The 14426-nt window shown below is 59.1% G+C and carries 12 protein-coding genes; all 12 read left to right on the top strand.

The window, feature by feature from the left end:
* Positions 1-294: 294 nt before the first annotated feature.
* The 12 genes from C8N31_RS16525 to C8N31_RS16470 all read left to right on the top strand — a co-directional run bounded on the left by C8N31_RS16525 (position 295) and on the right by C8N31_RS16470 (position 14406).
* Positions 295-1725, top strand: coding sequence for a Glu/Leu/Phe/Val family dehydrogenase (locus tag C8N31_RS16525; RefSeq protein ID WP_025046754.1), 1431 nt, complete (start codon positions 295-297; stop codon positions 1723-1725).
* A gap of 133 nt (positions 1726-1858) precedes the next feature.
* Positions 1859-2941 carry a bifunctional transcriptional activator/DNA repair enzyme AdaA gene (locus tag C8N31_RS16520; protein WP_025046755.1) on the top strand — a complete coding sequence of 361 codons (1083 nt, stop codon included), beginning with the start codon at positions 1859-1861 and terminating at the stop codon, positions 2939-2941.
* A complete protein-coding gene (locus tag C8N31_RS16515) occupies positions 2935-3702 on the top strand; it encodes an isocitrate lyase/PEP mutase family protein (RefSeq protein WP_025046756.1) in 768 nt (255 codons plus the stop codon). The genes C8N31_RS16520 and C8N31_RS16515 overlap by 7 nt, the downstream gene beginning before the upstream one ends.
* Positions 3703-3814: 112 nt before the next feature.
* On the top strand, positions 3815-5068 hold the full coding sequence (locus C8N31_RS16510) for a sarcosine oxidase subunit beta family protein (protein WP_025046757.1): 1254 nt from the start codon (positions 3815-3817) through the stop codon (positions 5066-5068).
* Positions 5069-5141: 73 nt separating this feature from the next.
* On the top strand, positions 5142-5414 hold the full coding sequence (locus C8N31_RS16505) for a sarcosine oxidase subunit delta (protein ID WP_025046758.1): 273 nt from the start codon (positions 5142-5144) through the stop codon (positions 5412-5414).
* A complete protein-coding gene (locus C8N31_RS16500) occupies positions 5411-8347 on the top strand; it encodes a sarcosine oxidase subunit alpha family protein (protein WP_025046759.1) in 2937 nt (978 codons plus the stop codon). Before C8N31_RS16505 ends, C8N31_RS16500 begins: the two co-directional genes overlap by 4 nt.
* Positions 8340-8882, top strand: coding sequence for a sarcosine oxidase subunit gamma (locus C8N31_RS16495; RefSeq protein ID WP_025046760.1), 543 nt, complete (start codon positions 8340-8342; stop codon positions 8880-8882). Before C8N31_RS16500 ends, C8N31_RS16495 begins: the two co-directional genes overlap by 8 nt.
* 53 nt (positions 8883-8935) lie before the next feature.
* Positions 8936-9244, top strand: coding sequence for a hypothetical protein (locus tag C8N31_RS16490; RefSeq protein ID WP_025046761.1), 309 nt, complete (start codon positions 8936-8938; stop codon positions 9242-9244).
* A gap of 82 nt (positions 9245-9326) precedes the next feature.
* Positions 9327-11294, top strand: coding sequence for a DNA primase (dnaG, locus tag C8N31_RS16485; RefSeq protein ID WP_025046762.1), 1968 nt, complete (start codon positions 9327-9329; stop codon positions 11292-11294).
* Positions 11295-11430: 136 nt separating this feature from the next.
* Positions 11431-13419, top strand: coding sequence for an RNA polymerase sigma factor RpoD (gene rpoD / locus C8N31_RS16480; RefSeq protein ID WP_025046763.1), 1989 nt, complete (start codon positions 11431-11433; stop codon positions 13417-13419).
* A gap of 163 nt (positions 13420-13582) precedes the next feature.
* A complete protein-coding gene (locus C8N31_RS16475) occupies positions 13583-14023 on the top strand; it encodes a hypothetical protein (RefSeq protein WP_025046764.1) in 441 nt (146 codons plus the stop codon).
* Positions 14017-14406 carry a hypothetical protein gene (locus C8N31_RS16470; RefSeq protein WP_025046765.1) on the top strand — a complete coding sequence of 130 codons (390 nt, stop codon included), beginning with the start codon at positions 14017-14019 and terminating at the stop codon, positions 14404-14406. The genes C8N31_RS16475 and C8N31_RS16470 overlap by 7 nt, the downstream gene beginning before the upstream one ends.
* Positions 14407-14426 lie beyond the last annotated feature (20 nt).

Raw genomic sequence — 14426 nt, 5'->3', positions numbered from 1 at the left:
ATGCCTTAAGAAGGTTGTGATCCCGAAACGTGTCTTAAATAGGGCCATTGAATGTCAATCCGGGCCCATTTCGCCGACATTTTAGCGTCAATACAGGTGCTTGGAGCATTCTGTTTCCGAGCCAGGAACAAAAGCCCCAGAATCCGGCGAATCACCGCTTATGCCTACAAATTGAGCATTAACTATGAATATTGTCGCACCTTGCAATTCTGGCGGTTAGGGTGGTGACGCAGGGGAAGGCCAACTGAGTCGTCCTGCATAGGTTGCATCACTGGAATAATACAGGAGCCCCCAATGAACCCTTCCAACGAGCCGAGCTTTCGTGACAGCGTTGACATGATGTTCAATCGTGCTGTCGCACTGATGGACCTGCCGCCGGGGCTGGAAGAGAAAATCAGGGTGTGTAACGCAACCTATACCGTGCGTTTCGGGGTCCGCCTGCGCGGCAAGATCCAGACCTTCACCGGCTACCGTTCGGTGCATTCGGAACATATGGAACCGGTCAAGGGCGGTATCCGCTATTCCATGGCTGTGAATCAAAACGAGGTGGAGGCGCTTGCGGCGCTGATGACCTACAAATGCGCTTTGGTCGAGGCGCCCTTTGGCGGCTCCAAGGGTGGTTTGTGCATTGATCCGCGCGAATATGACGACCACGAGCTTGAGCTGATCACCCGCCGTTTTGCCTATGAGCTGATCAAACGCGATATGATCAATCCGGCGCAAAACGTCCCCGCCCCCGATATGGGCACCGGAGAGCGTGAGATGGCGTGGATTGCGGACCAATACAAACGCATGAACACCACGGACATCAACGGCGTTGCCTGCGTCACCGGCAAGCCGACCAACGCAGGCGGCATTCAAGGCCGGACAGAGGCAACGGGCCGCGGAGTGCAATACGCGCTGCGGGCTTTCTTCCGCGACGAGCAGGGCAAAAAGAAAGCCGGCCTAGAGGGCAAGCTGGATGGCAAACGGGTCATCGTGCAGGGTCTGGGCAACGTGGGCTACCATGCGGCGAAATTCCTGTCTCAGGAGGATGGCTGCAAGGTTGTGGGCATCATCGAACGGGACGGCGCGTTGCACGACGAAAGTGGTCTTGATGTCGATGCCGTTTATCAGTGGATTGCCAAACATGGCACCATCACCGGCTATCCCAGCGCCAATTGCGAGGCCGACGGTGCCAAACTGCTTGAGGGGGAATGCGATATCCTGATCCCCGCCGCGCTGGAAGGTGTGATCAACCTCAGCAATGCCGAGCGGGTTCAGGCGCCGCTGATCATCGAGGCGGCCAATGGCCCTGTGACTGCGGGCGCTGATGATATTCTGCGCAAGAAAGGCACAGTGATCATTCCCGATATGTACGCAAACGCTGGCGGTGTGACGGTGTCCTATTTCGAATGGGTCAAAAACCTTAGCCACATCCGCTTTGGCCGGATGCAACGGCGCCAGGAAGAGGCGCGTCACCAGTTGGTTGTGGACGAATTGGAACGCTTGTCCTCGGACAGCGGCATTGGCTGGCAACTGAGCCCAAATTTCAAAGAACAATACCTGCGCGGTGCGGGTGAGTTGGAATTGGTGCGTTCTGGTCTCGATGACACCATGTCGACGGCTTATGATTCCATGGCGGCGGTTTGGCACGGGCGTGATGATGTCGATGATCTGCGCACGGCGGCCTATCTGGTCTCGATTGACAAGGTTGCCGCCAGCTATCGCGCCAAAGGGCTGTGACCCTGTAAAGACCGGGGCAGGGCGTGCAATGGCGCCCTGCCACCTCAAACCATTTTCCCAACGGATCGCATTTTCTGGAATAGCTGCCCGATCAGAGGCGGACAGCCTTCAAACCTGCGCGTAAGGTGCGGCTATGATGTTTGATCTGCCTGATGAAAACGCGCTTTATGCAGCGTTGATAAACCGCGACGCGGATTTTGATGGCCGCGCCTATGTCGGGGTCACCTCGACGGGCGTCTTTTGCAGATTGACCTGTCCGGCCCGCAAACCCAAACGCGAGAACTGCCGTTTCTTTGAAACAGTTGCCGCCTGTGTCGAGGCCGGGTTCAGGCCCTGCAAACGCTGCCATCCCACCGGCACGGCGGCAGAGGCTGATCCGATGATCGTGCAACTGATGCAGGCCTTGCAAGCCGATCCCGCCCGCCGCTGGGGCGAGGCGGAGGTGCAGGCGCTGGGCCTTGACCCGTCGACCGTGCGGCGCAGTTTCAAACGGCACTTTGGTATGACCTTTCTGGAACTCGCGCGGCTCACACGGCTGCGCACCGGTGCTGCGGGCCTGCCCGGCGGCGCTCGCGTGATTGATGCACAGCTTGAGGCCGGATATGACAGCCCCGCCGCGTTCCGCAGTGCCTTTGCCCGCTGGATGGGGATGCCGCCCGGACGTTTTGCCAAGGATGCGCTGTTGCGGGCTGATTGGATCGACACCAAGCTGGGCGTGATGATCGCGGTCAGCGATGCCCATGCGCTGCACCTGCTCGAATTTGCAGAACGCCGCGCTTTGCCGGGTGAGCTTAAGAAACTTTACACCATGTCCAAGGGCAGCCTTGGGTTTGGCCGTTTTGCCCCCACCGACCAGATCGAAACAGAGCTGGAGGCGTTCTTTGACCTGCGCTGCGCCCGCTTTGAAACGCCGCTTGCCCCGCTGGGCACGCCGTTTTCGCAACAGGTTTGGCAAGCACTGCGCGAGATCCCCGCAGGCCAGACCAGTAGTTATTCCGATCTGGCCCGCGCCATGGGCCGCCCTGATGCCACCCGCGCCGTGGCCCGCGCCAATGGGGCAAATCCGATTGCCATCGCCATCCCTTGCCACCGGATACTGGGGGCGGATGGGGCGCTCACCGGATATGGCGGCGGGCTGTGGCGCAAACAGGCGCTGATCGATCTGGAACGCCAATTTGGTGCAGACACCCCTCAGAAAAGGACAATCCAATGGTAAATCAAACAGGCAAAGCGACAGAATTTGCAAAGCTGCACGTCAAAGGCACGCCTTTGGTTCTGTACAATGCATGGGACGCAGGATCGGCGAAGGCCGTTGCGGAAGGCGGAGCACCGGCCATCGCAACAGGCAGTTGGTCCGTTGCGGCCGCGCAGGGCTATGCGGACGGGCAGGCCTTGCCGTTGGATCTGCTACTGCAAACCGCCGGTCAGATCGTGCGGGCCGTTGATCTGCCGGTCAGTGTGGATTTTGAAGGCGGCTATGCCACTGATGCAAATGAAGTCGGGCAAAACGCCGCTCGTTTGCTGGACAGTGGCGCCATTGGGCTCAACTTCGAGGATCGGATTGTGGGCGGCGACGGGTTGCACCCCGTTGCGGATCAGGCCCGCAAGATTGCCGCAATCCGCGCCGCAGCTGAAACCGCCGGCGTGCCTTTGTTTATCAATGCCCGCAGCGACGTGTTCTTTCAAAAGAACAGTGCACCGCATGCAGACCTGATGGACGAAGCGCTGACCCGCGCGAAGGCCTATGCCGATGCCGGGGCGAACGGGATCTTTGTGCCGGGACTGTCGGACTTGGGCCTGATCAAGGAACTCAGTGATAGCCAAACCCTGCCTGTGAACATCATGCGCATAGGGGACAGCACCGATATTGGGGATCTCGCATCGGCAGGTGCCGCACGGATCAGCCATGGCCCCGGACCCTATATCGCGGCGATGGACGCGCTTAGCAAAGCGGCGGCGCAGCTTTACCAAGGATAGGTCGCTGGTAGGACGGTCAATGACGCTAATTGCTGCAAATTCCGTCTGGGACGTTGATAGTCCTGTTACAAGCTGACTAGAGTGAACAGTCTGCACGAAACAGGAGTATCTGATGCGGTTTTCTGGCTTGCGCGTGTTGCGTGAAGGTTTGACCGGCAACAAGGGCTGGGCCCCGCACTGGCGGGATGCCGAACCCAAGGCGGAATACGATGCGATCATCATCGGTGGCGGAGGGCATGGGCTGAGCACGGCCTATTATCTGGCGAAGAACCACGGCATGACCAATATCGCGGTGCTGGAAAAGGGCTACATCGGCGGCGGCAACGTGGGCCGCAACACCACGATTGTGCGGGCCAACTATATGCAGCCGGGCAACTCGGAGTTCTATTCCCATTCCCTCAAGCTATGGGAAGGGATGGAGCAGGATCTGAACTACAACGCCATGCATTCGCAGCGCGGGATCATCAACCTGTGCCACTCTGATGGCCAACGCGATGCCTTTGCCCGGCGCGGCAATATGATGATTGCGCAGGGCGACGACGCTGAACTGCTGGACCGCGAAGGCGTGCGCAAATATCTGCCCTATCTCGATTTCGACAATGTCCGCTTTCCAATCTACGGCGGTCTGCTGCACCGGCGCGGCGGCACCGCCCGCCATGATGCTGTGGCTTGGGGTTATGCCCGCGGGGCCAGTGATCGGGGCGTGGATATCATCCAGCAATGCGAAGTCACCGGCATTGATATCGAAAACGGTCAGGTGCGCGGCGTGCAAACCACCCGCGGTGCGATCAAGGCCAAGAAGGTCGGCATCGTTGTCGCGGGCAGGTCCGGTCAGGTTGCCGCGATGGCCGGTATGCGCCTGCCGATCGAAAGCCACATCCTGCAGGCCTTTGTCACCGAAGGCATCAAGCCGGTGATCGACCATGTGGTCAGCTTTGGCATGGGTCACTTCTACATCAGCCAGTCGGACAAGGGGGGCCTCGTCTTTGGCGGCGATCTGGATTTCTACGCCTCTTATGCCTCGCGCGGCAACATGCCGATGATGGAACATGTGATGGAGGCGGGCATGACCCTGATGCCGATGATCGGCAAAGCCAAGGTCTTGCGGTCCTGGGGCGGGATCATGGACATGACCCCCGATGGCAGCCCGATCATCGACAAGACCGACACCGAGGGTTTGTTCATTGATTGCGGCTGGTGTTACGGCGGGTTCAAGGCGGTGCCGGGGTCCGGCTTTAGCTTTGCGCATCTGATGGGCACCGGCAATCACCATGCACCTGCCGCACGGTTCCGTCTTGACCGGTTCCGCACCGGACGCGGGATCATGGATGAAGAGGCCACCGGGTCTCAACACAACCTGCACTGAGGGTTGAGAGCATGGAATATGAGTTTTTTTGGCCAAATGAAGCAGGGGCACAGCGCCCCTCAAGGAGCCTGTTGTGAGAATTGAATGTCCGATTTGCGGCAGCCGTGACCGGCGCGAATTTTACTATCAAGGCGCGGCTGTGGCGCTGGATCGCCCTGCGCCAGACGCAGGCGAGGCGGCCTGGGACAGCTATGTGCATCTGCGGGAAAACCCGGCGGGGGAAACCCGCGATCTGTGGCACCATGAGGGTGGTTGCGGGTCTTGGCTTGTGGTCACACGCGACACCGTCACCCACGCGGTTCACAAGGTGGAGCTGGCCAGCGATGTGAAAGGGGCGATGTCATGAGAATTGATGGCAAAGGTCTGATCGACCGGTCCAAGCCGCTCAGCTTTAGTTTTGATGGCAAGTCCTATCGCGGCTTTGCCGGGGATACAGTTGCCTCGGCGCTGCTGGCCAATGAGGTCAAGCTGATGGGGCGGTCGTTCAAATATCACCGCCCGCGCGGCGCGTTGACCGCGGGCAGCGAAGAGCCAAACGCCTTGATCACTGTCGGGAAGGGCGCACAGCAAGATCCCAACGTGCGTGCCACCGTCCAAGAACTCTATGAGGGATTGGTCACGCGGTCGCAGAACGCATGGCCATCGCTGGATTTTGACGTGATGGCGGTCAACGATCTGGCGGCGCCATTTTTGGGCGCGGGTTTCTATTACAAGACCTTCATGTGGCCCAAAAAGTTCTGGGAAGCGGTCTATGAGCCGATCATCCGCAATGCGGCGGGTCTTGGGGCGCTGGGCGGCGCGACAAACGAAGACGATTATGAACGGGCTTATGCCTATTGCGACCTGCTTGTCATTGGGGCGGGGCCAACGGGGCTGATGGCGGCATTGACCGCCGCGCGGTCGGGCGCAGATGTGATCCTTGCCGATGAAGACGCGGTCATGGGCGGACGGCTGAATGCTGAAACCGGCAAGATCGGCCACCAATCTGGCGCGGCTTGGGCGGCAGAAGTTTTGGCAGAACTCGGCGCGATGGACAACGTGCGCCTGATGACCCGCACCACGGTGACCGGCGCCTATGATGGCGGCATGTATGGCGCGCTGGAACGGGTCAACCACCACACGGGCAAACGTGGCGGCGGCGCCCCGATGGAGACCTTCTGGCGGATCTCCACCAAACAGGCGATCCTTGCCGCAGGTGCAATTGAACGCCCCGTGGCGTTCCGCAACAATGACCGTCCGGGCATCATGACGGCCTCTGCTGTGCGGTCTTATCTGAACCGTTGGGGCGTCAGCCCCGGCAAATCCGTCACCGTCTTTGGCAACAATGACGATGCACACCGCACCGCTCTTGATCTGTCAGCGGCAGGCGTGCGCGTTGCGGCCCTGATCGACAGCCGCCATGACGCGGCCATCGAAGGCGCGGATTTCCCTGTCTATACGGGTGCAGAGGTCTGCAACACGGGCGGGCGCAAGGAATTGGAAAGCATCACCATCCGCACCACCAGCGGCGAGCAATCCATCCAGACCGATTGTCTGGCGATGTCCGGCGGCTGGAACCCAACAGTGCATTTGACCTGTCACATGAACGGGCGTCCCACTTGGCGTCCTGACATTCAGGCGTTTGTGCCAACCGAAGGCATGATCCCCGATATGACTGTGGCCGGGGCCTGTAACGGCACCTTCTCGACCCATGGCTGTTTGCAAGACGGGGCCGAAGCGGCCAAGACCGCATTGGCTGCACTGGGCAAGAAACCAGCAGATGTTGCATTGCCCGAAGCCGAAGACGCGCCTTACACCCTGTCCCCACTTTGGGCTGTGGCAGGCAAGGGGCGGGCGTGGCTGGATTTCCAGAACGATGTTTCGGTCAAGGATGTCAAACAGGCGGCCACTGAAAACTTCCGCTCAGTCGAGCATATGAAGCGTTACACCACCCAAGGGATGGCGACCGATCAGGGCAAGAACTCCAACGTTGGGGCGCTGGCGGTTTTGGCAGATGCCACAGGGCGCGGCATTCCTGAAACCGGCACCACCACATTCCGTCCGCCCTATTCGCCAGTGGCAATTGCCGCGATGGGGGCAGGGGCGCAGGGCAAGGGATTTGCCCCGCAGCGCATGACCACCAGCCACAAAGCCAGCCTGCGCATGAACGCGCCGATGATCGAGGCCGGCCTGTGGTATCGCCCCAGCTATTTCCCGAAATCGGGTGAAACCAACTGGCGGCAATCGTGTGATCGCGAGGTTGGATATGTGCGCAATGCGGTTGGGGTCTGCGATGTGTCCACATTGGGCAAGATCGACATTCAAGGGCCGGATGCCGCGGCACTGCTCGATTTTTGTTACACAAATATGTTCTCGACCCTCAAGGAAGGGCGGGTGCGCTACGGGCTTATGCTGCGCGAAGATGGCTATGTCTTGGACGACGGCACCTGTGCGCGGCTGGGCGAAAACCACTATGTCATGACCACCACCACCGCTGCGGCGGGTCTGGTGATGCGGCATCTGGATTTTGTGACCCAGTGTTTGCACCCGGAATGGCAGGTGTCCTTCACCTCTGTCACCGAACAATGGGCGCAGTTTGCAGTGGCGGGGCCAAAATCTCGCGAGCTGTTGAACCGTCTTTTGGAAACCGAAATCGACAATGAAAGCTGGCCCTTCATGGCCTGCGGTCCGGCCAAAATCAGCGGCGTGGATGGGCGCTTGTTCCGCATCTCGTTCTCGGGGGAACACGCCTATGAGGTCGCGGTGCCAGCCCGATATGGGGCGGCGCTGTTTGACCTGTTGGTCGAACGCGCCAACCAGATGGGTGGCGGCGCTTACGGAATGGAAGCGCTGAACGTGCTGCGGATCGAAAAGGGTTTCCTCACCCATGCCGAGATTGAAGGTCGGGCAACGGCCTTTGACATCGGGATGCAAGGGATGATGTCACAAAAGAAAGATTTCATCGGCAAGACCATGGCGGCGCGGCCCGGTCTGGTGGATGAAGATCGCCCGCAACTGGTGGGCCTCAAACCCGTTGGCGCGGTTAAGAAACTGACCGCTGGCGCCCAGCTTTATCCGCAGGGCGCAGATGCGGTCGCGAACAATTTGGAGGGGCATATCTCTTCGGTTGGATTCTCACCGGATGTGGGCACGTTCATTGGCATGGGGTTCCTCAAACGGGGCCGGGACCGCATGGGCGAGGTGATCCGCATGGTGGATCATGTCCGCGGTTTGGAAACGGATGTTGAAGTGTGCAACACAGTCTTTGTCGATCAAGAAGGGGAGCGGGTACGTGGTTGAACTCAAAGCAAAAACACCGTTTGAGGGAACGCTTCCGCTGACCATTGGTCAGGCCAAGCTGACGGAGTTGGATGTCGGACATCTGACCTCTCTGTCGCCTTTGGGTGATGAAAAGGCGATGGCGACGGCACTGGAAAAGGCGCATGGCATGGCCTTGCCGAAACCCAACCGGTCAACCGGCAAGGAAGGCGCACGCTGCATCTGGTTTGGCCGGGGTGAGGCGCTTTTGATGGGGCCTGCACCGGATGCGAGCCTATACAAGCATGGTGCGGTGGTGGACATTTCTGATGCGTGGTCCGTGGCCTTGCTTGAAGGGCCGGCAGCGGACGATGTCTTGGCGCGGCTGGTGCCGGCGGACCTGCGCGACAGCCAGTTCAAGCGCGGCCATTCCATCCGCACTCAGGTGTTTCACATGGCGGCATCCATCACCCGGCTTGGGCCGGAAAAGTTCATGATCCTCGTGTTCCGGTCGATGGCAGGGACACTGGTTCACGATCTCAAGGCAGCTATGGCAGCGGTCGCCTCGCGCGGTTAACCTATCGGCGGGGTGCGAATCCTGCAGGTAAACGTAAGTGGAGACCATTAACGATGAAATATGTTGCATTGGCATTGGCCGGGGCGCTCACCTTGAGTGCAGGAGCCGTGGCGGCAAACACCGCCAAAGAAGAGGACTGCGGTCATCAGGCGGCGATTGTGTCGGCGATCCAAAAGGCCCGTATGGACCGTGTGAAGGAACGCAAAGTGCAAGAGGCGGTCTTGGCCGGAGAGGTCACCTGGCCGGGACGTTACAATGCTGCAATCCCGCTGTTTACCGGTGAGATTTACAAGCTGAAAAAGCGCGATCTGCGCAAAACCGATCTGGGCGCACAATGGAAGGCGGCCTGTTTGGCGAACTAGTTGGTGCCGCAAGGCGCTGCTAATTTGCAAAAGGCAGCGCCGCTCTGTGGACTTTGATCCACCGGACCCAATATAAAGTGGTATGAGCCTGCCACCCGGATTTTTGGACGAATTGCGCAGCCGATCCAGCCTGTCACAGGTGGTCGGCCGAAAAGTCATTTGGGATCCGCGCAAATCCAATCAGGGCAAGGGCGACATGTGGGCGCCTTGCCCCTTCCATCAGGAAAAATCTGCGTCTTTTCATGTGGATGACCGAAAGGGGTTCTACTATTGTTTTGGCTGTCACGCCAAAGGCGACGCCATTTCGTTTGTCCGTGAGACAGAGAATGTCGGCTTTATGGAAGCGGTGGAGATCCTTGCCCGTGAGGCTGGGATGCCGGTGCCAAAACAAGACCCCAAAGCGCAGGAAAAAGCCGACAAACGTACCCAACTGGCTGAGGTCATGGAATTGGCGGTGCGCTGGTTCCGGCTGCAATTGCGTACTGGTCCCGCCGAAGAGGCACGCAATTATCTGGACCGGCGCGGGCTCAACGCTGATGCGCTGGAACGCTGGGAAATCGGATTTGCGCCCGATCAATGGCAGGGGCTTTGGGATGCGCTAAAGGGCAAGGGTATCGAGGATGATTTGATCCTTGGTGCGGGGCTGGCCAAGCCATCGACCAAAGGCGGCAAACCCTACGATACGTTCCGCGGGCGGATCATGTTCCCGATCCGCGATGCGCGGGGCCGGGCGATCGCCTTTGGCGGGCGGGCGATGGACCCCAACGACAACGCCAAATATCTCAACTCCCCCGAGACCGAACTTTTTGACAAGGGTCGCAGCCTCTACAACGTCCGCGAGGCCAGAACGGCGGCGGGCAAGGGCATGCCTTTGCTGGTGGCCGAAGGGTATATGGATGTCATCGCCCTGCATGGTGCGGGATTTGAGGCTGCCGTGGCGCCGCTTGGCACGGCGATTACCGAAAGCCAGCTGCAGATGCTTTGGCGGATTGCACCCGAACCGATCATCACACTGGACGGTGACACCGCTGGCCAACGCGCCGCGATGCGGCTTGTTGATCTGGCGCTACCGCTGCTGGAGGCGGGGCAATCGCTGCGCTTTGCGGTGATGCCAGAGGGGCTCGACCCAGATGATCTGCTCAAGGCGCAGGGCGCACCGGCGCTGCAAAAGCTGATTGATCAGGCGATGCCGATGGTTCAACTGCTGTGGCAGCGCGAAACAGACGGCAAGGTGTTTGACAGCCCCGAACGCAAGGCCGCTCTCGACAAGGCGCTGCGCGAAAAGATCAAACTGATCAAAGACCCTTCTATCCGCAGCCATTATGGGCAGGAAATCAAAGACCTGCGCTGGCAATTGTTCCGTCCGAAAAGTAGCGCGGCACGCCCCGCAGGACGAGGCGGCAAGGGCCGCTGGCAATCCAATGCGCCGCAGCCGCCTGTGCCCTCGACCAAGGCATCGGCACTGGCCACGGCAGCAGACGACCGCACCACAGAACATCTGCGCGAAGCGGTGATTTTAGCGGCGTTCCTAACCTGTCCGCAGATCATCGAAGATTTCGAAAGCGGACTTGAAACGATGACCTGCGCAGACCGTACCCATGCACATCTGCGCGATCTTATTTTGCGTTTTGGCCATCAGGGCGACGCGGTGTTGCGTGAAAAAATATCGGACGCACTGGGCTATGACGCCCTTGAAAACCTGATCACACAGCGCCATGTCGCCATTACACCCTGCATTCGCAATCCGGGCGACGCCGAGATGGCCGCGATGACCGTGGCCGAGGAACTGGCCAAATTAAGCGCGATGCGGGGGCTGGATGCGGAAATAGCCGAAGCGATGGAAGACCTGACCGGCGTTGCAGACGAAGGCGTCACCTGGCGGCTCAGCGAGGCGGCCCGCGCCGCCGATCAAGCCACCCGCACAGGGCAGGAAGACAAGGCTGAATACGAGGTGGGTTACAATGGCGCCCGCATGAGCAGAGACGAACGCAGTGCGCTGGATACACTGCTGGGAAACATCAAATACGAAAAGCCAAAAGGGCGGGGGTAAACCGTTCCGTGACCTTTTGGCAGGTACTTTAGGAAAAAGCAGGGTAACGGGTTTAAGAATCACCCCGAACCCCTCATGATTCGGAAAATTCGAATCACCCCCAGATGATTCGCGCGATCGCGCCGGAGGAGACGACATGGCCGCTAAGGATACAAACGACGACAGCAAGCGGGACGAGAACGACAGCGGCCATTCGCTGGATATGTCTCAGGCTGCCGTCAAAAAGATGATCGGTGAGGCCCGCGAGAAGGGCTATATCACCTATGATCAGCTGAACACGGTTCTGCCGCCCGATCAGGTCAGCTCCGAACAGATCGAAGACGTGATGTCGATGCTGTCGGAGATGGGTATCAACATCATCGAAGATGAAGACGCCGAAGAGGAAGAGGCCAAGGGCTCTACCGAACTGACGACCACCGACAGCAACAAAGAGGTCGCGCTGTCCTCTGGCACCAGCGAAAAGCTGGACCGCACCGATGATCCGGTGCGCATGTACCTGCGCGAGATGGGTTCGGTTGAACTGTTGTCCCGCGAAGGCGAGATCGCGATTGCCAAGCGTATCGAGGCTGGCCGCAACACGATGATTGCCGGCCTGTGCGAAAGCCCGCTGACCTTTCAGGCGATCACCATCTGGCGTGACGAACTTTTGTCCGAAGACATTTTGCTGCGCGATGTGATTGATCTGGAGGCCACCTTCGGCAATCAGATGGGCGACGAAGAAGAAACCACGCCCGTGGTGCCTGCCGCAGGTGCCGCAACAACCGAGACCAAGACCGAAGAGACCAAGCAAGAGCTGGACGCCGACGGCAACCCCATCACCACCGATGACGACGATGATGAGGACGAACAGGCCAACATGTCCCTCGCGGCCATGGAAGCGGCGCTGAAACCGCAGGTGCTTGAGGCGCTGGACATCATCGCGGACGACTATGCCAAGCTGAGCGAGATGCAGGACAGCCGGATTTCGGCGACCCTGAACGAGGATGGCTCTTTCTCGAAAAAGCAGGAAGACACCTATCAGAAACTGCGGGCAGAAATTGTGCTGCTGGTGAACGAACTGCACCTGCACAACAACCGTATCGAAGCCCTGATTGACCAGCTTTATGGCATCAACCGCCGGATCATGCAGATCGACAGCGCGATGGTGAAACTGGCCGACCAAGCCAGGATCAACCGCAAGGAATTTGTTGATTCCTATCGCGGCTATGAGCTTGACCCCAACTGGCTTGAGCGGATGTCCGAAAAGACCGGCCGCGGCTGGCAGATGTTCATTGAACGCTCCACCGACAAGGTCGAAGAACTGCGCGCCGACATGGCGCAGGTGGGTCAATACGTTGGTCTGGATATCTCTGAATTCCGCCGCATCGTGCAGCAGGTTCAGAAGGGTGAAAAAGAGGCCCGTCAAGCCAAGAAAGAAATGGTCGAAGCGAACCTGCGCCTCGTGATTTCCATCGCCAAAAAGTACACGAACAGAGGCCTGCAATTCCTTGATTTGATTCAGGAAGGTAACATCGGCCTGATGAAGGCGGTGGACAAGTTCGAATACCGCCGCGGTTATAAATTCTCGACCTATGCAACGTGGTGGATCCGTCAGGCGATCACCCGTTCGATTGCCGATCAGGCCCGCACGATCCGTATCCCGGTCCATATGATCGAAACCATCAACAAACTGGTGCGCACGGGCCGCCAGATGTTGCACGAGATTGGCCGCGAGCCCACGCCAGAAGAATTGGCCGAAAAGCTGCAGATGCCGCTTGAGAAGGTCCGCAAGGTGATGAAAATTGCCAAGGAACCGATCAGCCTTGAAACCCCCATCGGAGATGAGGAAGACAGCCAGCTGGGCGATTTCATTGAGGACAAGAATGCCGTGCTGCCGCTCGACAGTGCCATTCAGGAAAACCTCAAGGAAACCACAACCCGCGTTCTGGCCTCGCTCACACCACGTGAAGAACGTGTGTTGCGGATGCGCTTTGGCATCGGCATGAACACCGATCACACCCTCGAAGAGGTCGGCCAACAGTTCAGCGTGACACGTGAGCGTATCCGCCAGATCGAAGCCAAGGCGCTGCGCAAGCTCAAGCACCCAAGCCGGTCACGCAAGTTGCGGTCCTTCCTCGACCAGTAACGCGCTCTTACATCACCCATCAAAAGACGCCCGGTTCTCCGGGCGTTTTTTTGTGGGCTGTGTTCTGACGATCCCTGCGCCAAATGCCGCTGATGTGAAAGGGATTGAATTTGAACTTCGGCCCTGAGCCCCTATTTGTAGGACAACAATGAAAGGTGCCCCCATGCGAACCGCTCTTCTTGCAGTTGCGATCACGCTTGCGCCCGGCCTTGCGGCAGCGCAATCCTTCACGGCCGTCAATCATCTCAAGGTGGTCCCGCTGAACAAAAGTACCTTCGAAGTGATCGAAGCACGCGGAGAGGGGGCACGGGGCATGTGGTGCGCGGCATCGGAATTTGCCCAGAAACGTCTGGGGCTGACACGGGGCGGACGGATCTATGTTCATACCGCCCGTGGCCCGTCCATTAGTGGTCTGGGCCGCAAAGGTGTGGTGTTCACGGCGGATCCATCCACCCTGTCCGTGCCGCCAAGTACATCCGTTTCAGTCAGTGTTCGGCAGGTCGGACAAGGCCTTCCCATTCAACACGCCTATCTGTTTTGCAAAGACTATCTGATCGAACGTCGTGACATAAAATTCCGTAGAATGGGAGCCGACACATGGTAAAATTCGCAACCGCCCTCTTTCTGGCCTTCGCCGGTGCCACAGCTGCATCTGCGCAGGATTTTCGCGCCGAGAACCGTGTGACGGTCACACCGGTTGATGGCGGGTTTCAAATTGCTGACGGTGCGGGCTTTGGCGCCCGCGGCATGTGGTGCGCCGCGGCGGATTACGCCAATGACGTACTGGGTGCCCGCAGCAACGTACGAATTTACGTTGTTGGTCCACGCCTGTCCTTTGATGCGCCGGTGACCTTTTCGCTTGATCCGGCAGGCAATGATCCCAAACGGGTCTTGATCCTCTCACAATCGCTGCGTGCTGCCGGGTCCAACCTTTCACTGGCCCATGCACATAGCTTTTGCGCAGATGCGCGGCTGATCAAACGCTGATGCGCGGGGCCTGTCATGCG

The organism is Sulfitobacter mediterraneus (assembly GCF_003054325.1).
Taxonomy (GTDB): Bacteria; Pseudomonadota; Alphaproteobacteria; order Rhodobacterales; family Rhodobacteraceae; genus Sulfitobacter; species Sulfitobacter mediterraneus.
This window is presented reverse-complemented; position numbering and strand designations above follow the sequence as displayed.